This window comes from Rhizobium sp. B230/85, assembly GCF_019355735.1.
Classification (GTDB): domain Bacteria; phylum Pseudomonadota; class Alphaproteobacteria; order Rhizobiales; family Rhizobiaceae; genus Rhizobium; species Rhizobium rhododendri.
This window is the reverse complement of record NZ_CP072156.1, coordinates 2,829,955-2,855,367: the sequence shown is the minus strand read 5'-3', so window position 1 is coordinate 2,855,367 and position 25,413 is coordinate 2,829,955. Positions and strand designations below refer to the sequence as shown.

Sequence of the window (25,413 nt, the reverse complement as noted above, 5' to 3'; positions counted from 1 at the left end):
GGGGGTGCCTCCAACCCGTCGATTCGACGGCGGCGACCGAAATGAAACAGCAGGCCGATCATGGTCAGGGCGGGCGTGAAGACCTGCCGAGCGAAGGAAGATAATGTCGAAGCCGGAGAAGAACGATCCACGGTTTTCCACCGACGAGGCGCTGTTCGGCCTCGAACCGCCGAGGGATGTCTTTGAGCCGGATCAAGCGGCCGGATGGGAGCCCTACGGCGAGCCGTCTGCTGCGCCAGAGCCGCACACTTCGCGGGCGTTGCCGAGGTCGTCCGCCGGGCAGGGGCCGCTCGAGGTGCTGAAGCGGATCTATGGCTATCCGGCCTTTCGCGGCAAGCAGCAGCAGGTGGTCGAGCACGTCGTTTCCGGCGGCGATGCGGTCGTGTTATTTCCGACCGGCGCCGGCAAGTCGTTGTGCTTCCAGATCCCGGCGCTCTGCCGCAACGGCATTGGCATTGTCGTCTCGCCGCTGATTGCGCTGATGCGCGACCAGGTGCAGGCGCTGAAGCAGCTCGGCGTCAACGCCGCGGCGCTGAACTCGTCGATCTCGCGCGAAGAGGCGCAAGCCATCTATCGCGACATCCGCAACGGCACGCTCGAACTGCTCTACATGACGCCCGAGCGTATCCTTACCGACAATTTCCGCCAGACCATCGGCGACGCGAAGATCGCGCTGTTTGCCATCGACGAGGCCCATTGTGTGTCGCAGTGGGGACATGATTTCCGGCCGGAATACCGCGAACTCGGCAAGCTCGCCGAGCAGTTTCCGGGCGTGCCGCGCATCGCGCTGACGGCGACGGCCGATCCGCACACCCGCGACGACATCATCGCCCGGCTGCAGCTCGACACCGCAAAAATCTTCTCCACCAGCTTCGACCGCCCCAACATCGCCTACGAGATCGTCGAGCGCGACCAGCCGCGCCAGCAGCTGCTGCGCTTTCTCTCCGGCCACAAGGGCGACAGCGGCATCGTCTACTGCCTGTCGCGCGCCAAGGTCGAGGACACCGCCGAATGGCTGAACGGGCAGGGCATCCGGGCGCTCGCCTATCACGCCGGCATGGACCGGTCTGTGCGCGATGCCAACCAGGATGCATTTTTGAAGGAGGAAGACCTCTGCCTTGTTGCGACGGTTGCCTTCGGCATGGGCATCGACAAGCCGAACGTCCGCTATGTCGCCCATCTCGACATCCCGGGCTCCGTCGAGGCCTATTATCAGGAAACGGGACGCGCCGGCCGCGATGGCCTGCCATCCAACGTCTGGATGGCCTATGGCATGGCCGACGTCATCCAGCGCGGCAAGATGATCGACGAAGGCGCGTCGGCACCTGAAATCAAGCGGGTGGAGCGCGCCAAGCTGAACGCGCTGCTCGCCATCTGCGAGACCTCCGGCTGCCGCCGCCAGGCAATCCTTGCCCATTTCGGCGAAAGCCACGCTGGCGCCTGCGGCAATTGCGACACCTGCCTGAAGCCGGTGGAAACCTGGGACGGCACGGAAGCGGCGATCAAGGCGCTGGCGGCCATCTACCGCACCGGCGAACGTTTTGGCGCCGGCCACGTCATCGACGTGCTGGTCGGCAACGTCAACGAGAAGACCCAGCGCTTCGGCCATGCCGACATGCCGGTCTTCGGCGTCGGCAAGGACATCCCCGTCCGCACCTGGCAATCCGTCTTCCGCCAGCTGCTCGCCGCCGGCCTCGTCAGCGTCGATCATGCAGCCTATGGCGCGCTGAAACTGACGCCGGATGCGAAGGCCGTGTTCAAGAAGGAACGCAGCATCCAGTTCCGCAAGGACCGCCCGGCCACGGCCAAGTCCGCGAGGCGCGGTGCCGGCGCGAGCGCTGCCAGCGGCGGCGCGCCGAGGACGGCCGGCCTGTCGGCAGCGGATGCGGCGCTGTTCGAGGAATTGAGGGCCGAGCGCATGAAGATCGCCAAGACGCTGGGCGTGCCGCCCTATGTCGTGTTTCCGGACACGACGCTGATCGCCATGGCCAGCGAACGGCCGGGCAGTGCGGACGAGATGCTGGCGATCTCGGGCGTGGGGCAGGCGAAGCTGGAGCGCTATGGGGATGCGTTTTTGGCGGTGATTGGGCGGGGGTGAGGGGGGATGATGCTGGTGTTTGGGGTCTGTCTATGAACGACTTCTGGAGTTCGGTTGGAGCTATCATTTTTGATCCGGATGACACCGAGGCCGTTGTCGAATCTCGGCTAGTAACTCCATTGTTGCATGCGCTGGGGTACGACAAAGATGATGACATAGTTCCAAAAAAAAGTGTCGAATTTCATCAGGGGCAAGTAAAAAAGGGGCGGCCGTTTGAAGCGGATTTCGTCGTATATTGCGGTCCAATAAAAGACGAAAATACCTCCCTTGCTGTCATTGAGGCGAAGCGCCCAAGTAAAGATATAAAGGGTGCGTGTCAGCAGGTAGAATCTTACGCTCGAGTGCTTCGAACACCCTTCATTATTATTACAAACGGCCTCAAGTTTGAAATATGGCAGCAGCAATTGTCCGCTGAAAACAGTCTGGTGTTTACATGTAGCGTAACTGAACTGGCCTTACGGCGCGGTGATGCGAAGCTATTTGTCCAACGGACATTAGCTAGGGGACAGGACCTGCCGACAATTTCAAGCGCCGAGTTGCACGCAGAGTTTCCTAAGGGCGCTTTGATAACCGGACCATCCGGCTTCGGCAAAACTCAGCTATGCGAGCATCTTTTTCATGTTGCCGTCGGATCTTATTCTAAATCTGCCAGTGATAAAATTCCAGTTGAAGTTCCCTTAGTAGAGTTGGTGGCAGAAGGGATCTCTATCTTCAAATATACCCATGAGCGGATCAATGCGCATTGTCCACATATTACAGATTCTAAATGGCGGGATGTGTGGAGGCAGGATGGCGCAATAATATTCTGCGATGGGCTAGAGAGAGTCCTGAGTTCACGTAGAGCACACATTGCCGCAGATATTTCCGCCATTCGACGCGACTTTCCGAAAGTTGTCCTATTCGTCTTTTCACGTCCATCCGCTACGGCTGATATCTACCTCCCCGCGGTCAGACTTAAGGAGTTGGACTACGAACAAAGACAAGAGTTCCAGAAGGGCATAATTTCAGGAATAGCTCACAATATATCGTGGGATTTGCCGAAGTCGCTCAATGCTCGGTTGGGGCACCCTTTATTCCTCAGGTTAATCTGTGAGCACTATAGCAAATTTGGAAGTCGTCCAGAAACCCTAACAAAGCTCTTTGATGACTGGCTGACAAAATTTTTGGGATGGTCGGATGGGTCGCCTGCAATACGTGTGCGGCGTGAAGCTGCCCTGCTTTTGCTTGCGCAGCAGAGCCTTGTTGAGCCACTTTCAAACATAGCCGCTTATCGTATGTTAATAGAAGCAGGTTTCGATGAGGAGATTTTTAATGCGTTGGTACAATCTGATGCGCTTAATATTTCGCAGAACAATGTTGAACTGGTACATGAGGCGCTGGCAGATTTTCTAAGGGCGAAGCATCTTGCATCGCTGTCTTTAGAGGAATTTAGGACCTCTATCGAGCGGACTACGTTTCGAAACGATTCATTATTAGCAACGTTGCTGATGGGCCAAATACCCAATCTCCAGTATCAACGTGCACTGTGGTATCGGCTTAGCCAGTCTGGCATATGCGAATATCTTGCAGCTTTCAAATTTCGAGCCGACGCGTCCCCCATGCTATTCCAGCTTTCGGAGGTGGAGGCTCAAGAAAATGTGTTGCAAGACATTCTTGATGGCTTCGAGCAGACAAGTTTAGCCTATTTTCCAGAATTGTGGGATGAAATTTGCCTCGAAGAAGTAGGTGTTAGCAATTGTGGATTATGTATAGGAGGGCTGTTGGACGCCCATTTGTCGACCGTTTCATATTCGTTCCAGATGCGTTCAGCAAATGATGCTCGGGTCTCGTTAGCTCAGACGGACACCGGTTTTCGTCAACGAGGTGTAAATGTCCTACTTTCAAGATTAAGGCTAGACGATGGTCGCGCGATCGGTGTCGGAGTCTTACGTGAAACCCTCAATAAGATTATTAGTGGGCGAAAATTAAAGGGTGGAGTCAGCCTTGCCCGAGAGCGATTAGTATCTCGTATGAGGATATTGGTTAAGCAGGAAAATTTCCCACAAGACTGCATTGATCTTGTTTCGATCAAGAGGGCTCTCGATCCTGCAAGAGAAAGTTTTGTTTGCGTTAGTGATTTCCAGAGTGAAGATGAAGACTTCGCTATCAGCGCGCTGTTAGACGACTTACAAATCTGCCTAGATGCTGGTGACGCCAAAATTGATGTTTGGTGGACAAAGTATTCTGGCGAATGTGGCGGAATTGCTTTCGGAAAAGCGCCCGAGGCACTAATTGAGACATATAAGCGCGCAGAAAAAATATTTTGTGAGATTGTTCACTTCAGTTTTCCCGCTATCCGTGACGAAATGCAGGGATATCTAATTAGGCCAATTCAGTGGTGCCTGAGATTGAATGGTTCAGAAGATGGAGATTGGCAACTAAAGCAGTGGTGGATTCCTGTTGAAAGCTACACTGACCCCAAAGTTGTTGTTCAGCCTGTTTCAGAACTTGACATCGCCAGTCAGCGGGTTGAATTTAATGAGCATTACCAAAATGTTTTGTCGCGACTGGATAAGTTGGGTAGGCCGTCTGATGTAACTGTTGAGACAAGTTCTGGACAATTGCCTGCGTTTGATGGCTACGCTCCGAACGGTGGCTTCACGGGTGAAACTCCGGCGCTTACCCTTGCGCATGATTGGATCGCGGCGGAACTAAAAATGCTTTTCTCGGATTTTTCCGCGACGTAAGAACGGTAGCGTTCGATCCGATATGCGTGCGCTTCTCCGTTACCTGGATGGTAGGGCCGCGCCCCATCCACCCCCACCCTTGTCTTTCCCCCAATCCTCCCCATATCCCACCCATACCGGCCTCCGTGCCAAGTCGGCCCATGTATGTCGGGCTTTTTCCGGGTTTTCCGCATCATTCTTCGCGGAATAGCTTGACGGGAAGGGAAATAGTGGGAATCACCATTTCAGGCAGAGAAGGTCTCGCGCGTCATGGGGCAGCAATGTCCAGCAGTTCGCCAGGTGAACCGTCTGGCCTTGAGCTTTTGGGCGCGCGTGGTTAATTCGGAATTAAAGATCATTCCGTAGGTGTTCGTGAACAATTGCGGCGGGCGAGTTTTTTGCTCGGGGCTCTCAAGCCCAACCGCAGGCAGGGCAGCGTCAGGGAAAGCGACTATATAGATGGCAACCAAAGTCAAAGAAAACGAAGAAGCTGAAGTCGAACGCGACGGCGCCTCCGACGGCCCGCTTCTCGATCTTTCCGATGACGCGGTCAAGAAGATGATCAAGGCCGCCAAGAAGCGCGGCTACGTGACGATGGACGAGCTCAATGCCGTCCTCCCGTCCGAGGAAGTCACCTCCGAGCAGATCGAAGATACGATGGCCATGCTCTCGGACATGGGCATCAACGTCGTGGAAGACGAGGACGTCGAGGAGCCCGGTACGCCGGCCTCTTCCGACGACGATGACAACAACAACGAGGAAGAGAGCGAAGGCGGCGAGCTTGCGCCTTCGGCCGGCACCGCCTTGGCCACCGCCAAGAAGAAGGAGCCGACCGACCGCACCGACGATCCGGTGCGCATGTACCTGCGCGAAATGGGCTCTGTCGAGCTTCTGTCGCGCGAAGGCGAAATCGCCATTGCCAAGCGCATCGAGGCCGGTCGCGAGACGATGATCGGCGGTCTTTGCGAGAGCCCGCTGACGTTCCAGGCGCTGATCATCTGGCGCGACGAGCTCAACGAGGGCACGACGCTGCTGCGCGAGATCATCGATCTCGAAACCACCTATTCCGGCCCGGAAGCAAAGGCCGCTCCGCAATTCCAGTCGCCTGAGAAGATCGAGGCCGACCGTAAGCTCGCCGAGGAAAAGGAAAAGACCCGCAAGGCACGCTTCGGCGACGACGACATCACCAATGTCGGCGGCGAAGGCCAGCGCGAGGAAGAGGAAGAGGAGGACGACGAGTCCAGCCTTTCGCTTGCCGCGATGGAATTCGAGCTGCGCCCGCAGGTCATGCTGACGCTCGACAGCATTGCCGAGACCTACAAGAAGCTGCGCAAACTGCAGGACCAGCAGGTCGAGCAGCGTCTGGCTGCCGCCGGCGCCCTGTCGTCGGCCCAGGAGCGCCGCTACAAGGAGCTCAAGGACGAGCTCATCAAGTCGGTCAAGTCTCTGTCGCTCAACCAGAACCGCATCGATGCGCTGGTCGAGCAGCTTTATGACATCAACAAGCGTCTCGTGCAGAACGAGGGCAAGCTGCTGCGCCTGTCGGAATCCTACGGCGTCAAGCGCGACAGCTTTCTCGAGCACTATTCCGGTGCCGAGCTCGATCCGAACTGGATGACCTTCATCTCCAACCTGACCGGCCGCGGCTGGAAGCAGTTTGCCGAGAGCGAAGCCAAGACGATCCTCGACATCAGGGGCGATATCCAGAGCCTTGCGACCGAAACCGGCATCTCCATCTCGGAATTCCGCCGTATCGTCCACATGGTCCAGAAGGGCGAGCGCGAGGCGCGCATCGCCAAGAAGGAAATGGTCGAGGCAAATCTGCGTCTCGTCATCTCCATCGCCAAGAAGTACACCAACCGTGGCCTGCAGTTCCTCGATCTCATCCAGGAGGGCAATATCGGCCTGATGAAGGCGGTCGACAAATTCGAGTATCGCCGCGGCTACAAGTTCTCGACCTATGCGACCTGGTGGATCCGCCAGGCGATCACCCGCTCGATTGCCGATCAGGCGCGCACGATCCGCATTCCGGTGCACATGATCGAGACGATCAACAAGATCGTCCGGACATCGCGCCAGATGCTGCACGAGATCGGCCGCGAGCCGACGCCGGAAGAACTGGCCGAAAAGCTCGCCATGCCGCTCGAAAAGGTCCGCAAGGTCCTGAAGATCGCGAAGGAGCCGATCTCGCTCGAAACGCCAGTCGGCGACGAGGAAGACAGCCATCTCGGCGACTTCATCGAGGACAAGAACGCGCTGCTGCCGATCGACGCCGCCATCCAGGCGAACCTTCGCGAAACGACGACCCGGGTGCTGGCATCCTTGACGCCGCGCGAGGAACGCGTGCTTCGCATGCGCTTCGGTATCGGCATGAACACGGACCACACGCTGGAAGAAGTCGGCCAGCAGTTCTCGGTCACACGCGAACGTATCCGCCAGATCGAAGCCAAGGCGCTGCGCAAGCTCAAGCACCCAAGCCGCAGCCGCAAACTGCGCTCGTTCCTCGACAGCTGAGGTTCTACGAGAGGTTACCAACAGAAACCCGGTCAGTTTTCACTGGCCGGGTTTTTTCATGGGGCGGGCAGGGGTGGCCAAGGCTCGACGCGGCTTTCAGGAGAAGGTGGTCGAAGGTAAGCAGGGTTGCGGACGCGTCCATGGCAATCGCCAGATGCAATGCGTCGGCTGCGCGTATCCCGAGCTCATGTCGATCACAGAGGCGGGCCGCGGCCTCGAAGACCGGCAATCTTGCGGCAATTTCGCGAGCTCTGCCGATCATGGCTGGACGCGGCGTCCCGCAATCCCCATCTCAGCTCTCTCTGTCTGCTGACGGGATGGTGATCGAGAATCCGGTATCTTCGCAAGTCGGCAGGCGTTAAGGAATTCGTATGATTGGTATTCTGGCATATTTTCCAGGCGGCGACGCGTCGATGGACCGGCACTGAAGCATGGCGAGCGAACGGCTTGTGCGGTGGCGGAAGACGCTTTGGGTGGTGCTTGCCTCGCTTGTCGTGCATGTGCTGGTCGTGGCGTTGCTCTTCCTGCCGGACGCCATGAAGATGCCGGAGCCCGCCAAGGAAGATAGCGTCAGCGTCGAACTGGTGCCGCCGCCGGAAGAGCCAAAACCGCCCGAGCCGAAGCCGGAGGCTGACAAGCTGCCCGAGCCGCTAAAAATGCCGGAGCCGGAAAAGCCGCCCGAACCGGCCAAACCAGCCGAACCTGCGAAAGCCGAGCAACCGCCGGCTCCTCCCGAGCCGCCGCCCCCGCCAGCCGCTGATAAGCCGCCGGAGGAAAAGCCGGCGCCACCCCCGCCGCCGCCCGAGAAAGCGCCGGAGGAAAAGCCGCCATCTCCGCCGCCACCTGAAAAGGCACTGCCACCGGAGGAGAAGCCGCCAGAGGAACCCCCGAAGGCGACGCCTCCCGCCGAGCAGTCGCGGATCCGCGCGCTCGATCCGGTGTTTCGTTATGGCGACAAGGATGCCGGGCCGAAGAAATCGGAAGACGGCAACAGCGCGGAGGGCGACACCAAGCCGGAGCCGACGGCTGACGATGCGGCCAAGCCCGATGCGACGGATGCCAAGCCAGATGATGCGGCGGCGCAAACGCCGGACGCCGCAGCAACTCCGGAAACGCCACCGGAGGTGCCCCCGACCGACAAGCCGCCGGCTGCAATGCCACCGAGTGAGACACCCCTCACCGATACCCCGCCGGTGGATGCGCCGGGCGGGGCAGGGCCTTTGCCACCAAACATCGACCTGCCACAGGTAGACGTGCCCGACAGCACTGCCGAAAAGAATGGCCCACCCTCCAACAGTCCCGACAGCGCCAAGGTCGAACTAGCGCCAGCGCCGCCGTCCGAGTTACCGAAGGACAAGCCTGCGCCGCCAAAGCCGGGTGGAAAGCCCGCCGATGGAGCAATGACGAAGGCAAAGAAGCTGTTTTCCCGCAGTGAGACCGGAGATGCCGCTGCGACCCGAGCGATGGGCAATATCCCACGTGGGGTTCGCGCCGGAGAATTGTGCGCCAGCGAGCTGCGTGAACAGCTGCGCCACGCAGCGCCCGTCTATCGGCCCGAGCTGCTGCCGGCTTACCGACTGCCGTCAGGCAACGTTCTCGACGTCAAGCGCAGCCAGTTTCGCGCCGATGGACAGTGGTACAATCTGCGCTTTCGCTGCGAACTGGATGCTGAGGCGACGAAAGTACAGTCCTTTTCCTTTGACATCGGCGAGCCCGTGCCACGGAGCGAATGGCGAAGCCGTGGCTTCCCGGACAACTAGCCAGCTTCAGTACCGCAGTAGCCAGCCATCCCGCGCTATTCTGTTCTCCACCGCATCTGGTTGAGCAATCTGCTAATTGCCTTGCGGTCGTTTTACGGTGGAGGATAGTCTGCAAGCACATGCTTTCGGGAAGGGGAGTGGATGACTATGGTCATGACGGGCAAAGAGGAAATCGAGATTGTCGCGACCTCAGACGAGCATGTCGAAAGCTTCCACGCTGCCCTCGACACGGTTGCCCGGGAGCGAAAATATCTGACGATGCTCGAAGCCTTCTCGCTGGCGGAAACGCGCGCCCATGTACTCGATATGATCGGGCGGAAAAACCCGCATGTGGTGGCGATCGCCGGCAACCGCGCTGTGGGATGGTGTGACATCACCCGTCATTTTTTCCCTGCCCACGCCCATCGCGGTAGCCTGGCGATGGGGCTGATCCCGGAATTTCGCGGACGGGGGCTCGGCAGGAGATTGATCGAGGCGGCTCTGGAGCAAGCACGAGAGCGGGATTTTCTCCGCGTCGAGCTCTCCGTCCATGCGGACAATGTCGCTGCCATCGCGCTCTACGAGAAGGTCGGTTTCGCAACCGAGGGGGTTCTCAGGCGAGCCGTCCACATCGACGGCCGCTTCATCGATACAATCAGCATGGCCATCCTCCTTCATACGTCAGTCGGTGCTTAACCCTATCAGCACGGTCTGCTGCTGCAGGCGTACGTCTCACGCCGCGCGGGCCATCCGTGGCGTCGCCTGCGTTACGTCGTCCGTGCGGAATTGCTGGACGATGGTCAGCAGGGCGTCGGCCTCGTCGGCCAGTTCGTTGCTGGCGGCTGTCGTGTCGGCAACCATGGCGGCGTTCTTCTGGGTCATCTGGTCCATGGCATTGACGGAGCTGTTCACCTCCTGCAGGGCCGAGGCCTGGTCCTGGGCGGCGGTGGCGATGGTATCGATGTGCTTGCTGATCTCGACAATCTGCGTGCTGATGCTGGTCAGCACCTGGCCGGCCTCGCGCACCAGCGCCGATCCGGTCTTGACCTCGGCGGTCGACTGGTCGATCAGCCCCTTTATCTGCTTTGCTGCGTCGGCCGAGCGCTGTGCAAGTTCGCGTACCTCGTGGGCGACGACGGCAAATCCCTTGCCTGCGTCTCCGGCCCGTGCAGCCTCGATGCCGGCATTGAGGGCCAGAAGGTTGGTCTGGAAGGCGATGCTGTCGATCACCTCGATGATCTGCTCGATTTGCCGCGCGCCGCTTTCAATGCGGCCCATTGCCTCGATGGCATTGTTGACGACAGATTCAGAACTGCTGGCGGTCTTGCGCGTCTTGCCGACAACCTGCTGAACATCGCGGGCTCGGTCAGCCGAAGAGCGCACGGTGACGGTGATTTCCTCGACAGCAGCGGCTGTCTCTTCCAGCGATGCTGCCTGATCTTCGGTACGCTTGGCAAGGTCGAGTGCGGACTGACGCATGTCTGAGCCGCTGCCCTGGATCGAGAGTGTATTTTCGCGGATCTGCACCATCGTCTGCTTCAGGCGCACCAGCGAGCCGTTGAAGTCGATGCGCAACTGCTCCAGCCGCCCGGCGAACGGTGTGTCGATGTCGTGCGACAGGTCGCCCTGTGCAAGCCGGGCGAGGCCGCCGGCGAGCTGTTCGACAGCAAAATCGATCTGGCTGTCGAGACTGCGCTTGTCGCTTTCGTTGCGAGCCCGCTCTTCCTCGACGGATGCGCGCTGCCTGGCGTTTTCGCCTTCCATCAATTGCTTGGCACGGGCGTTGTCGCGAAACCCTTCCAGTGCCCGGGCTATGTCGCCGAATTCATTGCGGCGGGACAGGTAGGGTATGGCCGTGTCCAGCGTGCCGGAGGAAATCGCCTGCACAGAGCCTCTGAGGACCGTCAGCGGGCGGATCAAACGCCCCGTTGTTACATAGGCGAGCAGTCCGATGGCCATCATGGCGGCAGCGCCGACAATCAAAATCAGCGTTCTCAGCGCATCGATCTGGTCCGAATAGACCTGCATCGGGATACCGGTAAAAAGAACCCCGGTCGTCGCGCCGGCGGTTGAGCGGATGGGAAAATAGCCGGTTATATACGGCTTTCCGAACAGAACGGCCTCGCCGTAGTAGGGCTTGCCGGCGGCAAGCATCGGTCGGGCCGGATGGTCGGCGGCGAGTTTGGTACCGACAGCACGCTCGCCATTTTCCTTCTTCACATTGGTCGAAATGCGCAGGTAGTCGCCGTCCTGGACCTGGAAGATGGTAGCGACGCCACCGATCGACGTGGCCACCTTGTCGACGAGATCATGATCTGAAACCTGTTGGGCGCCATCATGCACGATGCCGCGAAGTTCGCCGTCGCGTATATCGACTGTCGTGCCGGCGAGTTTCACGCTGTAGATGACCGCCATCGCGCGGCTTGCATCCCTGACATCGTCAGCCGCAGTCGTCAGGACGCGCTCCCGCAACTGATAGTACGTTGCTCCAGCGACAGCCGAAATTCCGAGAAAAATCAGCCCTATTGTGACAAAAACAATCTGTGAGACAATGGTTGAAGGAAGCAATCGGTTCATCAGCGCAACTCCTGCGGGCTTTTTCGGCAATATTGGCAAATGTGATTAAGGAAGCGAAAACGCTGGCGATTTAATCTTGAGGTTGCACGGCCAAAGCCCCGATGATGGGCGGCCTGGCGGGAGTTTCAATCGAATGTTGCGTCCTGTCATCCGCTGTGCGCCGACGACATTGTGCGCAATTTCCTGAAACTTTCCGTCCGTTGCCTGCGTATCACCCCGGTCGGTACGATGCAGTTTCCTTAGCCGGCATTCACATCGGTCGTACGAGTACGGCAGCGTTTATGATCGCGGAGCCTTGATGCCTTTAGATGGACCCTTGAGAGACAGTGCTTTTTTCGAGCAGGGCGCGGCATTGCTGGCGGCACTTGCAGATCGCGACCGGCTGCTGATCCTCAGGATCTTGCTGAAGCGTGAATTGCCGCTCAATGCGCTGGCGCTAATAACGGGTATCGGCAGCGGGGCATGTTCCAAGCATCTCGGTGCGCTTCGCGGTGCGGGACTGGTGATCTGTACCAAGCGGGCGGATACGGATTATTTTTCGTGCCGCTCGGATCAAGTGAAGAAACTGCTCGAAACGCTCGACGACATCCTGCCCGGCTCTTCTCTCGAGCGTCCGCCGGAACGCGGTGGTTCGGGCGCGCCTTGAGAGGCTGTCGACAGCTGCGCTCCACGACGTCGCCGTCGTGTCTTTCGGAGAGACGCCGGATTTCGTGAATTGACAAATCGATGTTTCGAGCGGAGCAGGAGAAGTAAGTCTCCCATAGCAGTCTCCGCGCCGACCTGTATCAGGCGGCCGGTGTTCCCGAGGACATTCGATGGACAGCGATCAACCTGCCGGGGGTAGCGTGCTGCGCAACCCTGCCTATCTCTCCTTTGTCGCGTCCAGGGTCTGTTCGCAACTTTCCTTCCAGGCGGTGACCGTGGCACTCGGCTGGATGATCTACGACCAGACCCACAGTGCCTATGCGCTCGGGCTTGTCGGCTTTTGCCAGTTCCTGCCGATGGTCATCCTCACCTTCGTCGTCGGCCATGTTGCCGACCGCTTCGACAGGCGTCGCATCGGTCTTGCCTGCCAGATCGTTGAGGCGGTCACGGCGGTGGTGCTTGCCATCGCCGTCTGGCGCGACTGGCTCGGGCCCGCCGGCATCCTAGCCGCCGTTGCTGTGCTCGGGGCCGTGCAGGCCTTTGAGCGGCCAACGATGGCGGCGCTTTTGCCGAATATCGTGCCCGCGCCGCTGTTGCAGAAAGCCATCGCCACCTCGACATCGATGATGCAGACAGCCCTGATCATCGGCCCGTCTGTCGGCGGGCTGCTATACGGCCTCGACGCGGTCGCGCCTTTTGTCATGGCGTCTGTGCTGTTTGCCGTCGCCAGCTTCAACGTCATCTCCATCCGCATGGCGCGTCGGGCACCGGTGGCCCGTGCACCGGTCACCCTGAGCTCGGTGTTTGCCGGCGTCGCCTTCATCCGCAGCCGGCCGATCATGCTCGGCACTATCTCGCTGGACCTGTTTGCGGTGCTGCTCGGCGGGGCAACGGCGCTGTTGCCGATCTTCGCCCATGACATCCTCAAGGCCGGTCCCTGGGGGCTTGGCCTGCTCCGGGCGGCACCGGCCGTTGGCGCGCTTGCCATGTCGATCGTGCTGGCGCGCCGGCCGATGCAAAGCGGGGTCGGCAAGACGATGCTGCTCGCCGTCGCCATTTTCGGAGTTGCGACCATCGTCTTCTCGCTGTCTGGCAACATCGCGCTTTCCGTGCTGGCGCTGCTGGTGGTCGGCGCTTCCGATACGGTCAGCGTCGTGGTGCGCAGTTCGCTGGTGCAGCTGCTGACGCCGGATTCGATGCGCGGCCGGGTCAATGCGGTGAATTCGCTGTTCATAGGCACGTCGAACCAGCTCGGTGAATTCGAATCGGGTATGCTGGCCGGGGCCCTCGGGCCGGTGGCGACAGGCGTCATCGGCGGTATTGGAACAATCGTGGTGGTGCTGGCGTGGATGAGGTTGTTCCCGGCGCTCGCCAAGGTGGAGACTTTGAATGGCTGAGGCAGTAACCCTCGAGGCATTTGCGCCGCGGCATTTCGAGGCACTGATTGGCTGGTTTGGTACCGAGGTCGAATTGATCCAGTGGGCGGGTCCGACGCTGGCGTTTCCGCTTGATATCACCCAGTGCGAGGCGATGCTGGCCGAGACGCAAGGGGAAGCGCCCGAGCGGCTGATCTGGACGGCGCGGGCGCTGGATGGCCGCATCGTCGGCCACGTGCAACTGGCGCTGGATCGCCGAAATGGTGTGGGCCGCCCGGCGCGCGTCGCCATAGCGCCTGAAGAACGCGGTCGTGGTTTTGGCCTGTCCATGCTTTCGGCAGTCGTTACACATGCCTTTGCCATCGAGGGCATGGAGCGGCTGGAACTGAACGTCTACACTTTCAACAGCGCCGCGATCCGCACCTATGAAAAGCTCGGTTTCGTGCATGAAGGCGTGCGTCGCTCCTGCGCCCGTGTCGGCGATGAAAGATGGGATATGGCGATGATTGGGCTTTTGAAGTCCGAATACCGCGCGATATCCAGCCAGCGCTGAACGGGATGGCTTCTCCCGATGTCTACTTGCCCCTGATGCGGGCGAGGACGCCGTCGAGCGCTTCGGTCAGCGCCTTCGCACCGCCCGCGGCTGTAAAATCGGCAAAGACCTGCTCGTTGAGGCCGCCCTTGGTCGAGAATTCACCGCGCAGCACGTCGAAATCCGGTGCTTGCGGCCGGGCGGCGGTATCGGCGAGGCTGGCAAACAGCGGCGCAAGGTAGCTCTTCGCCTGGTCGTAGGGCATCCCCTGCGCTTCCAGCCAGCGGCTGCTGATCTCGAGAATGCCGAAGAAGGTTCCCATCATGGCGCTGGCTGAGCCGAGAAGCTGGTATTCTTCCTCGGTCCTTGCCTCGACGGTCGATCCCAGCGCGTTGAAAAAGGCGGCGACGTCTTCGTCCGGCGGAAAGATGGCTGTCACGCCCTTCCGCTCGGCGACGAAGGGCAGCGGGATCGCCCGGGTCAGCCGCAGGTCCGTACCGATCCAGTCGGAAAGGGCGGTCCGGTCCGTCGCTGCGATCAGGCTGACCACGTGCTGGTCGGCGCGGAATGCCAAAGCCCGCACAACAGTCTCGGCGATCTGCGGCCGGATGGCGAGAAACACCATGTCGGCGCCATCGACCACCGTCTGGTTGTCTTTGGCGACACGGACGAGGGGAGAGGCGGCAGCGAGCCTGGCTGCGACATCGGCATTGCGCGGCGACACGAGGATAGATGCGATGGCGAGATCTGCACCGAGCGCACCGGTGACGATCGCTTCGGTAATTGCGCCGGTTCCGACAAATCCCAATCGCATGCACAACTCCCTTGCTCTTTCCGTCATCTATCGCCGGTTCGCCTCAGAGGGCAATGTCGCGAGGGCGTCATTGACGCTCTGCCCACGCGGATAACGCGATTTGACGACGTTTTTGGCCAAGGCAGCACTGCCCATTTGCGGAATTCCCCGTTATTGTCCCGTGAATCATTGGCGGGCGGCAGGGTCGATCGCTGCGTTACAAGGTGGATGGAATGGACACGACTTCAAAGATTGCCGATATCAAGATCGATTTTCACCCGTCGCCGGTCTCCGACGCCGACCGTGCGCTGGCGCTGGCGACACCGGGTTTCGGCAAGGTGTTCACCGACCATATGGTGCTTGCCCGCTGGACCACGGAGAAGGGCTGGCACGACGCCAAGGTGACCGCTCGCCAGCCGTTGTCGATCGATCCGGCCAGCGCCGTGCTGCATTATGCGCAGGAAATCTTCGAGGGGATGAAGGCCTACAAGACTGCCGATGGCCGTATCCTGCTGTTCCGTCCGGAAGAAAATGCACGACGCTTCTCCGACAGCGCCATCCGCATGGCAATGCCCCCGGTGCCGGAGGACCTGTTCATCAAGGCAGTCGAGACGCTGGTGCGGGTTGACAAGGCGTGGATCCCGTCGGGCGACGCGAGCCTCTATCTTCGCCCCTTCATGTTCGCCAATGAAGCCTTTCTCGGCGTGCGGCCGGCGCATGACTATATCTTCTGCATCATCGCCTCGCCGGTCGGCTCCTATTTCAAGGGCGGCAGCAAGGCCGTGTCGGTCTGGGTCGAAAAGCACTATACGCGCGCTGCAAACGGCGGCACGGGTGCTGCCAAGTGCGGTGGCAACTATGCGGCCAGCCTTGTGGCGCAATCCGAGGCAGCCAAGCAGGGTTGCGACCAGGTGGTGTTTCTCGATGCCGCCGAGCATCGCTGGATCGAGGAACTCGGCGGCATGAACGTGTTCTTCGTGATGAAGGACGGCAGCATGGTGACCCCGCCGCTCGGCGGGACGATCCTGCCCGGCATCACCCGCAAATCGGTGATCGCGCTGGCTGAGGCCAAGGGTCTACGCGTCGAGGAGAAGCGCTACTCGTTCGAGGAGTTCCAAGCGGATGCGGCGAGCGGAAAACTCCGCGAAGCCTTTGCCTGTGGCACTGCGGCTGTGCTTGCCGGTATCGGCCTGATCAAGCATTCGGACGGCCAGTTCACCATCGGCGATGGCGAAACCGGGCAGCTGACGGCGGAATTGCGCACTGCGCTGGTCGGCATGCAGCAGGGCGCCACCAACGATCCGCATGGCTGGACGCACGCCGTCGAAGCCTGACCTCCAGCCTGGCCGGTCCGCATAGGCCGGCCTCCGCTGCCTGTACAACCGGACATGGTCCACGTCGGCGGCCAGCAACCGTTCGGGCGCGATGCTTTGAGCGGCTTTAAAAATCCCGCGCGGCTTTCGCCTGTTTTTGCATATATGCCTGCTCTTAGCCTTTTTAACCCGCTACATTGGGCCAATTGATTCGGAGCGGTCGTCGCAGGCGACCGGTCCGACGCGCACCAGGATAGCAAAGCCCACCGCGCCGTGGGCACGGGAGACGACACATGGCCATCATCACAAAGCCCGACATTGCCGAGATGCGGCCTAAAATCACCGTCATCGGCGTCGGCGGCGGCGGCGGTAACGCCATCAACAACATGATCGCGGAAGGTCTGAGCGGCGCCGAATTCGTCGTCGCCAACACCGACGCGCAGGCCTTGACCATGTCGAAGGCGACCCGTCTCATCCAGTTGGGTGCGCAGGTCACCGAAGGTCTCGGCGCCGGTTCGCTGCCGGAAATCGGCCGTGCGGCTGCGGAAGAATCGATCGACGAGATCATGGACCACCTGCAAGGCACCCACATGTGCTTCGTCACCGCCGGCATGGGCGGTGGCACCGGCACGGGAGCAGCTCCGGTGATCGCCGCTGCAGCGCGGGCTGCCGGTATCCTGACCGTTGCGGTCGTAACGAAGCCCTTCACCTTCGAAGGCAAGCGCCGGATGGAAGCTGCCGAAGAGGGGATCGAGCGGCTGCGCGAGGCGGCCGATACCGTCATCGTCATTCCCAACCAGAACCTCTTTCGCATTGCCGATGCCAAGACCACCTTCGCCGATGCCTTCGTCATTGCCGACCGCGTGCTCTATTCCGGCGTTGGCTGCATCACCGACCTGATCGTCAAGGAAGGCCTGATCAACCTCGATTTCGCCGACGTGAAATCCGTGATGCAGGGCATGGGCCGGGCCATGATGGGCACCGGCGAGGCCTCGGGCGAGGGACGTGCGATGAAGGCGGCCGAAGCGGCAATTGCCAATCCGCTGCTCGACGACGTATCGCTGAAGGGCGCCAAGGGCGTGCTGGTGTCGATCTCCGGCGGCATGGACATGACATTGTTCGAAGTCGACGAAGCCGCCACCCGCATCCGCGATGAAGTTTACGAGGACGCCGATATCGTCGTCGGGGCGATCTTTGACCGCAATCTCGATGGCGCATTCCGTGTCTCCGTGGTTGCCACCGGCCTCGACCGCAGCCAGACCAACAGCGAAATGGCAGCCAGTGCCGTCGCCGAGGCACAGCGACGCACGCTTCAATAGTCCAAGCTTTTTACCTGACAAGCGCCGGCCAATGCGGTTCACCCAGGATCGCGTTGGCCGGCGCAACTGTATCCAGGAGGCGGATTTCTTTCTTCTTTCGCATCGGACGGCTGGATCGATCTCCGCTTGCGAACATCTCCATGCCGATATATCTTAAGATATGTTTTCTGTTGTATCTTACGTAAGGAAATGGTGATGCGCGATCATCATGGACGAGACGGACGTGGCAGGGGTGGGCATGGTCGTTTCGAGGGCGGCTTTGCCGCCAGCGGCGCCTTTCGGGCCGGCCGCAAGCTCAGCTCGGGCGATCTGCAGCTGCTGATTTTGGCGCTGCTGGCCCGACAGCCTGCCCATGGCTACGAGCTGATCAAGACGATCGAGGATATTTCCGGCGGCTTCTATACACCGAGCCCTGGGATGATCTACCCGGCGCTCACCTATCTCGACGAGATCGGTCATGCGGTTTGCGAGGCCGAGGGCAACAAGAAGCTGTTTCGCATCACCGAGACCGGTCTTTCCGCGCTGTCGGCGGACAGGGCCGGCGCCGACCGTATTCTCGACGATCTCGCCCATATCGGTTCCAAGATGGATGCGGTGCGCGACGTGATGGAGGGGCGCGGTCCACGAGCGGGTCAGGACCCAGAGGCCCATGGTCACGAGGCGCTTGAAGTGGCCCGGCTGGCGATCAAGACGGCGCTGTTTCACAAGCGCGGCTGTTCCACCGACGAAGCGAGCCGGCTGGCAGACATCCTCCGCCGCGCCGTCGCCGAAATCAATCGCGGCTAGAGGCCGCCTCCACCACAGGAGATTTCATGACCGAAAAACACGCCATCGGCCGGGTTCGCCACGAACTGCGCCGCCGCCTTCTGACCGTCACGGCAACCGAGCGCCTGACGCCCGACATGCTGCGCATTACGCTCGGAGGCGAGGATCTCGCCGGCTTCGTCAGCGCCGGCTATGACGACCATGTCAAACTATGCTTTCCCAAACCCGGCGAGGAGCTACCGGTGTGGCCGGCCATCGGACCGGATGCGACGCCACTGGCAGAGGGCGTCGTCGCGTCTCCGGTGCGTGACTTCACGCCGCGTCGATACGATGCCGACAGGCAGGAACTGACGATCGACTTTGCCGTGCACGAGGCCGGTCCGGCCAGCGACTGGGCCGTCAACGCGGTGCCGGGAAGCCGGCTGGGGGTCGGCGGTCCGCGCGGCTCCTTCCTCGTGACCGACGATTTCGACTGGTACCTTCTGGTCGGCGACGAGACGGCGCTGCCAGCCATCGGCCGACGGCTGGAGGAACTGCGCACTGGCGTGCGCGCCATCGTTATCGCCGCCGTGACGGGCCCAGCCGAAGAGCAGGCCTTTGCCAGTAGCGCAGACCTCGACATCAGATGGCTTCACCGACCGCTGTCGGCTGCAAGCGACACAGCCGTCTGGTTTGCCGCGCTTTCCGACCTGACCCTGCCTGATGGCGACGGCTATGTGTGGATTGCCGGCGAGACGGATGTCGCCAAGGCCTTGCGCAAGGTGCTGGTGGAGCAACGCGGCGTGCCGCGCGGCTGGATAAAGTCGGCCGGCTACTGGCGCCATGGCAGCGCGGGCTTTCACGAAAGCCACAGCGACTGAACGGGGCGGGTACGCCACGACACATGCCGGGGTTTACCGGCCTGAAAAGACCGCCGGCTGGTCGATAGCCGGCCGGCGGTCTCGCTGCCCTTGACTTTGTCGCCGCCGCGACCGACCTCACGGGAAACCGTGCGCGAAGGAGTTTTCATGCCGCAGACCGTTCTCAAGCTGTCGACCCATGGCCAGGGGCTGTACGAATTCACGGATGCGGCGGCGGCGTTCGTGCGCCGCAGCGGTGCGGAGGAAGGGTTGCTCACCGTCTTCGTGCGCCATACCTCGGCCTCGCTGATCATCCAGGAAAACGCCGACGACGACGTCAGGACCGATCTCGATGCCTTCTTCCGGCGGCTGGTGCCACCGTCCTCCGATCCGTCCATGCGCTGGGTGATCCACACTGCCGAGGGCGCCGACGACATGCCGGCCCATATCAAGGCGGCGCTGACGCAGACGTCCATCGGCATTCCCGTCAACAACGGTCGCCTGCTGCTCGGCACCTAGCAGGGGATCTACCTTTTCGAACACAGGGATCGGCCGCACCAGCGCGAGGTGATACTGCATCTCGGCGCATAAGCCTCTGAAACGGCCGCTGAATAGGAAGTGAACGGGCCGTTGGCTTGTCGTTCAAGCTCGCTCCTCTAGTTTTCACCGCATGCCCGATCCGTCGGGCAATGAAATTGAGGAAACGGAGTGAATGTGATGAACCTGTTTGCGAAACTCGGAACCGCCAGCCTGATTGCGTTGAGCGCAGTGTCGGTCATGGCGCCCTCGGTCTCTGCTGCCGGTCTTTCGTCTCCTGCGGAAACGGTCCGTTACCAACATCATGGCCGCGATATCTGCTCGCCGCTTATGGCCGTGCGCAAGGCGCGGGCCGCCGGCATACGGCGCGCCGAGATTGCCAAGATCACGCCGCGCCGCGTCGTGGTCGTCGGCCGCAGCCACCATGGCATGGAACGGATGGTGTTTGCCAACCAGTCCGATTGCCCCGTGCTGCGCCGATAGAACGACAGGCTTTCCGCACCGCGTGGCGATATTTGATCTGGCGTCTCGCGGGACTTGCTTTTAACTGGAAGATGCCTTTGGCTGATTCTGAACCGTTTTCGGTTCCAGCCGTTGCACCAGCGCCGATTGCGTGGGAGGCGCGGTGGGCGCTGATTGTATTTACGCTCCATGGAGGATGACATGAAACTTATTCTGGCCAAAGCCGCCCTGACGGCGGCGCTGATTGCCGGTGCCTTTTCCGGCACGGTGACCTCGGCCTCTGCACAGAACCTCGACATCTACGTCGGTCCTGGACATCACCGTCCGCCACCGCCGGACTATTACGGCCGTCCGCCGATGCCGCCACCCGGCTTCCGTGGTCGCGGCTGTGATCCGCGCCAGGCAGAAGGCATAGCCCGCGATTACGGCCTGCGCCGCGCCCGCGTCGTCGACGTGACGCCGCGCCGGGTCGTCGTCAACGGTTTCAGCCGCCGTGGTCCCGACACCATCATGTTCGCCAATGTCCGCGGCTGCCCGATGATGGGCCGCTGAGGCCTCTGACCGTCGAACGAAAAAAAGCCGCCCCGGGTTTTCGAACCCGGGGCGGCTTTCGTTTGATGCGTTGCCGTGAACGTTGCGGCTGGCCCTATGGCTCCAGCGCGTAGGTCACGTTGACGGTGACGTTATAGCTGTTCTCACCGCCGGCCACCGGCATGGCCGCGTCCGAAGCCCCTTTGAGCATAAGCGGACGCATCATCGGCTGCGGTGCTGCGCGCACGGCATTTTCCGTGATCTCGATGACGCGGCCGACCTTGACGCCAGCGGCTTCGGCGAGCGTCTTTGCCTTGGCGGCGGCATTGGCCATGGCGTCCTTGCGAGCCGCCTCGATTGCCGCATCCGGCTTGTCGTTGACGAACTGGATGTCGCCGCCCTGGTTGATGCCGAGGCCGACCGCCTGGTCGATGAGGCCGCCGAGCTTGCCGAGGTCGCGCACGCGCACGGTCAGGCCGTTCGTCACCTGGTAGCCGACCAGTTCCGGCTGTTGCTGCTGGCCGTCCTTTGCAGGTGGATAATTATACTGCGGCTGGATGGCAAAGCCGGAGGTCTGCAGGTCGCGCTCGGCGATGCCGGCATTCTTCAGGGTTGCCAGAACTGCGCCCATCGCCTTGTTATCCTGATCGAGTGCATCCTGGGCAGTCTTTGATTGCTTGACGACCGACAGCGTGACGACCGCCATGTCGGGCGCGACAGCCGCCTGGCCTTCGCCGGAAACGCTGATCAGCGCCTGGCGCGGCTCGCCCGCTGCAAAGGCCGTCGCGCTGGTGAGCGTCAGCAGGGCAAGGCCGGCAAAGGCGCTGCAGGCAAGTCTGGCTGGCTGGGGCAGGGTCATCGGTTTCCTCCGTTGTTCTTCTGGAATACCCTTGTGTCGATTGATTGTGTAGCCAATGCGGCAATCCCTTGTCGTGACACAAGTTTTGGGCTAGAGGCAAGACATACCGGAGGACCATTGCTCCGATATATTGCGCAGAGCGCAAGGTAGGGCCTGTAGCTCAATGGTTAGAGCCGGCGGCTCATAACCGCTTGGTTGGGAGTTCGAGTCTCTCCGGGCCCACCACATTTTTCTATGTCCTGACGAAACCAATGGTCGCTGCAACAAATGCAACGATTGGTGCAACTGAGGCGGAAAACAATCACCACGGAGGTCATTGGCGGAAACATGATGCTTACGGTGGGGCCAAGCGGCATTGGTAGGATAGTGACTTCCTTGTTGACATCTTTGGCCGGCGGAATAGGTGAGGTGGCAAAAAACTCGGCTTTCCCGGAATACTGAATCCGGGCGAAGGTAACATGTCGGTCATTGTCGAGAAGAACAAGACCGAGAGCGTGGGTGTTTTTAATGCAGTGAATGTTGGTGCAGGAATGACGACGAATGTCGGTTTGTCCTACAGCGTCAACGCAGGTTCACGTATTAACCTTATGAGCAATGACACACTCTCTTTAACGAGCCAAAACAGCACTGCATTGCAGAGTAACAGTGAACTTCACCTAACCTGTGGCAATGATCGTGCCCCTGGACGTGGTGTAGGTCGCGGCTGATTGCCGTGCTTTCCGACTGAGGTCGGAGGGGATATCAGCGAGCCACTGCTGGCAAACTGATTTGGGGATCATCGCTCATTTGGGCCATGGTCTCAAGGGTCATGTACCGGGCGCGCTGCACGGCCCATTCATCGTTCTGTTCGAGCAGCAGCGCCCCGACAAGACGGACGATTGCCTCGTCGTTGGGAAAGATACCGACCACATCAGTGCGGCGCTTGATTTCGCCGTTGAGACGCTCGATCGGATTGGTCGAGTGTAGCTTTGCCCGGTGCTCTCTCGGGAAGGTCATGTAGGCCAGAACATCGTCTTCGGCATCGTCCATGATGGTGGCAAGTTTTGGCACTTTCGGCCTGATCTGGTCGGCGACACTACGCCATTGAGCGCTGGCCGCCTCCGGTGTTTCCTGGGCAAAGGCCGTTGCGATGAAGGCGGAGACGACCCGCCGACCGCTCTTTCCGGCATGCGCCAAGACGTTCCGCATAAAGTGAACCCGGCACCTCTGCCAGGTGGCATTGAGAACCTTGGTCACGGCCGCTTTGAGACCTTCATGGGCATCGGAGATGACAAGCTTGACGCCGCGCAATCCTCGGCGTTTCAACTTGCGCAGAAATTCCGTCCAGATCGGTTCGGCTTCTGACGTGCCAACCTCCATACCCAGGACCTCGCGCCGGCCATCACTGTTGACGCCGACGGCGATGATGACAGCGACAGAGACAACCCGTCCGCCGCGTCGGACTTTGAGGTAGGTCGCATCGACCCATAGATATGGCCAGTCGCCTTCGATCGGTCTGTCGAGGAACGCTTTCACCTTAACGTCGATTTCTTCGCAGAGACGGCTCACCTGGCTTTTGGATATGCCACTCATCCCCATGGCCTTGACCAGGTCGTCAACTGAACGGGTCGAGATGCCCTGGATATAAGCTTCCTGGATGACCGCCGTCAGAGCCTTCTCTGCCATGCGGCGGGGTTCGAGGAAGCTCGGAAAGTAGCTGCCCTTGCGCAGCTTCGGAATGCGAAGCTCCACGGTCCCAGCTCGGGTTTCCCAATCACGGTCACGGTAGCCGTTGCGCTGAGCAAGCCGCAACGGGTTCTTGTCGCCGAAATCGGCACCTGTGGCTGAGCCGACCTCCAGCTCCATGAGCCGCTCGGCGGCAAAACCGATCATCTCACGCAATAAATCTGCATCCGCGCTCTTCTCAACAAGCGAGCGCACGTCCATCATGTCTTTGGTCATCGGTGATCTTTCCGTCAGGTTGGTCTTCAACAACCCGACCCTAACGGAAAACACTGGTGGCCGCCCGCAAAGCCGATCACCCGCTACAGCGCTATGGAAGCGCGCGGGCACTCGCCTTTGCTACCCTCCACAACCTACACCACCCGGCGGGACACGATCTGTGGCAATTCAAATGTCTTGATGCGCGAAGACGGTTCAATCGCCATCTCAGACACTAAACTTTTCCTGGATTTTGACGAGATTGAAGTAAACGGCGAGAAGCGTGTCGTTATTGATAGTGGGAGGATCGACCTAAATTGATGAAATCACACCAATATGTCATCTTTCTCGGACTGATCGGCGCGATCATTTCTTTCTCACCGGCTTTCGCTCTGAACTGTGAAACAGAAGTTTCTAAGTTCGACTATACGAACGACACACCATCGACTTTCAGTTTTGGCGATAAGAGTGATGTCGACAAAGCCTACAAAAAGCTAGCCGAGACCGTTGGGTCTCTGGACATGTATTCGAAGCCAGTTGTGTTTTTTTCCAAAGGATACACCGGGATAACACAGTACTTTTGTCCTGGCGAGAAATGTACATCTCAGGATATTGGGAAGGGATTCAGTATATGTTCTGCTCGTGGCATGAGCGCGGCTGACTCATGTTATCCTCTAGCCGTCGTGTATCACAGCAAAATGTATTGTCTGCTCTATCCAAGCGGAGAAGCTCCCGACCCCAAAAGGCCCTTTAAGCAATATATTCCATTCGACGAAAGTAAGTAAACATGGACAAAAATATATTTCCTTGTGGAAATGATTTGAAAATCCAGACCCATGGGCGGGACTTGCCAACACGCTTTCTTCAAGTTGGTTGATAGGCTACCATTCGGGAGTGTCCTTGATAATCGGCTGACCTGCCACTGAGAATTTCCTCCATAATGGGTAAGGGTCCGGCCTATTAAGGGACGGACGAATGAAGAAGCAGAGATTTACGGAAGAGCAGATTATCGGTGTGCTGAAGGAGCAGGAGGCTGGCGCGAAGGCTGCCGATCTCTGCCGCAAGCACGGGATTTCAGAAGCAACATTTTATAACTGGAAGGCCAAATACGGCGGCATGGAAGTCTCCGAGGCGAAGCGGCTGAAGGCGCTTGAGGACGAGAATGCCAGGCTAAAGAAGTTGCTGGCCGAGCAGATGCTGGATGCGGCCGCACTCCGCGAGCTTCTTGCAAAAAATGGTAGGGCCCGCCGCCCAGCGTGACGCCGTTACACATCTGAAGACCGTCATGGGTCTTTCGGAACGACGGGCCTGCAACATCATATCCGCCGAACGCAAGACGATCCGCTATCGCAAATGGAAGTGCGTGCGCAACTTCAAAATAGAACGTCGCTTGTCGATCGACGCGGAAAGATGGGTACCAGTCTCGTGGATCTTATGGCCAGTGTTTCGAGCGTACCAGGCAGTCTAAATGACGACCTTGATGTGGCGAGGGTCTGGGTCTATGGGGAACAGATCTACATGTTGTCCCACGCTCACAACACACTAAAGGGTATCCCTATGCACGACTCTCGGGTGAGCGCTTCCGTCGATTTGGGTGTTGTCGAACAATCGCGATACAGCGCCCGAAGCTTCATTTGGGCATTTTTGGCGACAAATCGCCAATTTTCGTAAAAACTTAAATTGCTGATTTTATTACATAATAGTCGGGCTGATGCGTGAATCATTGCAGGTTTGTTGCGTGAATCTGGAGGGTTATTTGAGGTCGCATGGGACGGTGCGGCGGGTTCGGGCGACCTCATGTAAGCCGGATTGAACTAAGAGGCGGGTTGTTTGACGCTGCTATGGGGAATTGAGAAGTGGCCCGATGTCGGCAGAGCCGGAACCATGCC

Annotated in this window: 19 protein-coding genes, 1 tRNA gene and 2 pseudogenes; 18 read left to right on the top strand and 4 right to left on the bottom strand. The window is 59.9% G+C overall.

Annotation, left to right across the window (positions count from 1 at the left end):
- Positions 1 to 103: 103 nt before the first annotated feature.
- From recQ to J5289_RS13780, 5 genes are all read left to right on the top strand, one after another.
- Positions 104 to 2,098 carry a DNA helicase RecQ gene (recQ, locus tag J5289_RS13800; protein WP_209206502.1) on the top strand — a complete coding sequence of 665 codons (1,995 nt, stop codon included), beginning with the start codon at positions 104 to 106 and terminating at the stop codon, positions 2,096 to 2,098.
- 32 nt (positions 2,099 to 2,130) lie between these two features.
- Positions 2,131 to 4,824: an NACHT domain-containing NTPase gene (locus J5289_RS13795; protein WP_209206503.1), complete on the top strand. Its 2,694-nt coding sequence runs from the start codon at positions 2,131 to 2,133 to the stop codon at positions 4,822 to 4,824.
- A 438-nt stretch (positions 4,825 to 5,262) separates the two neighbouring features.
- Positions 5,263 to 7,317, top strand: a complete 2,055-nt coding sequence (rpoD, locus tag J5289_RS13790) for an RNA polymerase sigma factor RpoD (protein WP_209206504.1) — start codon at positions 5,263 to 5,265, stop codon at positions 7,315 to 7,317.
- A gap of 431 nt (positions 7,318 to 7,748) precedes the next feature.
- The gene (locus tag J5289_RS13785) at positions 7,749 to 9,077 is read left to right on the top strand and encodes a DUF930 domain-containing protein (RefSeq protein ID WP_209206505.1); all 1,329 of its coding nucleotides are present in this window, start codon (positions 7,749 to 7,751) and stop codon (positions 9,075 to 9,077) included.
- Positions 9,078 to 9,218: 141 nt separating this feature from the next.
- Positions 9,219 to 9,752: a GNAT family N-acetyltransferase gene (locus J5289_RS13780; protein WP_247749156.1), complete on the top strand. Its 534-nt coding sequence runs from the start codon at positions 9,219 to 9,221 to the stop codon at positions 9,750 to 9,752.
- Between the two features lie 36 nt (positions 9,753 to 9,788).
- On the opposite strand, the gene J5289_RS13775 is transcribed toward J5289_RS13780, so the two are convergent.
- Positions 9,789 to 11,633, bottom strand: a complete 1,845-nt coding sequence (locus tag J5289_RS13775) for a methyl-accepting chemotaxis protein (protein ID WP_209184277.1) — start codon at positions 11,631 to 11,633, stop codon at positions 9,789 to 9,791.
- Positions 11,634 to 11,949: 316 nt separating this feature from the next.
- On the opposite strand from J5289_RS13775, the gene J5289_RS13770 reads away from it, so the two are divergent.
- From J5289_RS13770 to J5289_RS13760, 3 genes are all read left to right on the top strand, one after another.
- Positions 11,950 to 12,279: a helix-turn-helix transcriptional regulator gene (locus tag J5289_RS13770; RefSeq protein ID WP_247749155.1), complete on the top strand. Its 330-nt coding sequence runs from the start codon at positions 11,950 to 11,952 to the stop codon at positions 12,277 to 12,279.
- A 169-nt stretch (positions 12,280 to 12,448) separates the two neighbouring features.
- Complete coding sequence (locus tag J5289_RS13765) at positions 12,449 to 13,675, top strand: MFS transporter (protein WP_209184275.1); 1,227 nt, start codon at positions 12,449 to 12,451, stop codon at positions 13,673 to 13,675.
- The gene (locus J5289_RS13760) at positions 13,668 to 14,207 is read left to right on the top strand and encodes a GNAT family N-acetyltransferase (RefSeq protein WP_209206506.1); all 540 of its coding nucleotides are present in this window, start codon (positions 13,668 to 13,670) and stop codon (positions 14,205 to 14,207) included. Before J5289_RS13765 ends, J5289_RS13760 begins: the two co-directional genes overlap by 8 nt.
- Positions 14,208 to 14,229: 22 nt before the next feature.
- Here J5289_RS13760 and J5289_RS13755 read toward each other — a convergent pair whose 3' ends face one another.
- Positions 14,230 to 15,000, bottom strand: a complete 771-nt coding sequence (locus J5289_RS13755; protein ID WP_209184271.1) for a pyrroline-5-carboxylate reductase — start codon at positions 14,998 to 15,000, stop codon at positions 14,230 to 14,232.
- 212 nt (positions 15,001 to 15,212) lie between these two features.
- Here J5289_RS13755 and J5289_RS13750 point away from each other — a divergent pair, with 212 nt between their 5' ends.
- From J5289_RS13750 to J5289_RS13720, 7 genes and pseudogenes are all read left to right on the top strand, one after another.
- Complete coding sequence (locus J5289_RS13750; RefSeq protein WP_209184264.1) at positions 15,213 to 16,313, top strand: branched-chain amino acid aminotransferase; 1,101 nt, start codon at positions 15,213 to 15,215, stop codon at positions 16,311 to 16,313.
- A gap of 272 nt (positions 16,314 to 16,585) precedes the next feature.
- The gene (gene ftsZ, locus J5289_RS13745; protein WP_111222763.1) at positions 16,586 to 17,611 is read left to right on the top strand and encodes a cell division protein FtsZ; all 1,026 of its coding nucleotides are present in this window, start codon (positions 16,586 to 16,588) and stop codon (positions 17,609 to 17,611) included.
- Positions 17,612 to 17,806: 195 nt separating this feature from the next.
- A complete protein-coding gene (locus J5289_RS13740; RefSeq protein ID WP_209184263.1) occupies positions 17,807 to 18,397 on the top strand; it encodes a PadR family transcriptional regulator in 591 nt (196 codons plus the stop codon).
- A gap of 26 nt (positions 18,398 to 18,423) precedes the next feature.
- Positions 18,424 to 19,236 (top strand): siderophore-interacting protein, encoded by an 813-nt coding sequence (locus J5289_RS13735; RefSeq protein WP_209184261.1) that lies wholly within the window; start codon positions 18,424 to 18,426, stop codon positions 19,234 to 19,236.
- 147 nt (positions 19,237 to 19,383) lie between these two features.
- A pseudogene (locus tag J5289_RS13730) lies at positions 19,384 to 19,806 on the top strand (secondary thiamine-phosphate synthase enzyme YjbQ).
- Positions 19,807 to 19,923: 117 nt separating this feature from the next.
- Positions 19,924 to 20,235: a hypothetical protein gene (locus tag J5289_RS13725; RefSeq protein WP_374108565.1), complete on the top strand. Its 312-nt coding sequence runs from the start codon at positions 19,924 to 19,926 to the stop codon at positions 20,233 to 20,235.
- Between the two features lie 180 nt (positions 20,236 to 20,415).
- Positions 20,416 to 20,766: a hypothetical protein gene (locus J5289_RS13720; protein WP_142823270.1), complete on the top strand. Its 351-nt coding sequence runs from the start codon at positions 20,416 to 20,418 to the stop codon at positions 20,764 to 20,766.
- A 94-nt stretch (positions 20,767 to 20,860) separates the two neighbouring features.
- Here the strand turns inward: J5289_RS13720 and J5289_RS13715 are convergent, their stop codons facing one another.
- The gene (locus tag J5289_RS13715) at positions 20,861 to 21,604 is read right to left on the bottom strand and encodes an SIMPL domain-containing protein (RefSeq protein ID WP_209184260.1); all 744 of its coding nucleotides are present in this window, start codon (positions 21,602 to 21,604) and stop codon (positions 20,861 to 20,863) included.
- Between the two features lie 149 nt (positions 21,605 to 21,753).
- Here J5289_RS13715 and J5289_RS13710 point away from each other — a divergent pair.
- Positions 21,754 to 21,829, top strand: a tRNA-Ile gene (locus J5289_RS13710).
- Positions 21,830 to 22,062: 233 nt separating this feature from the next.
- Complete coding sequence (locus J5289_RS29220; protein ID WP_257625372.1) at positions 22,063 to 22,311, top strand: hypothetical protein; 249 nt, start codon at positions 22,063 to 22,065, stop codon at positions 22,309 to 22,311.
- A gap of 34 nt (positions 22,312 to 22,345) precedes the next feature.
- On the opposite strand, the gene J5289_RS13700 is transcribed toward J5289_RS29220, so the two are convergent.
- Complete coding sequence (locus J5289_RS13700; protein WP_209207809.1) at positions 22,346 to 23,545, bottom strand: IS256 family transposase; 1,200 nt, start codon at positions 23,543 to 23,545, stop codon at positions 22,346 to 22,348.
- A gap of 954 nt (positions 23,546 to 24,499) precedes the next feature.
- Between J5289_RS13700 and J5289_RS13695 the strand changes: the two are divergent.
- Positions 24,500 to 24,875, top strand: a pseudogene (locus tag J5289_RS13695) (transposase); the annotation flags it as partial.
- Positions 24,876 to 25,413: the final 538 nt, after the last annotated feature.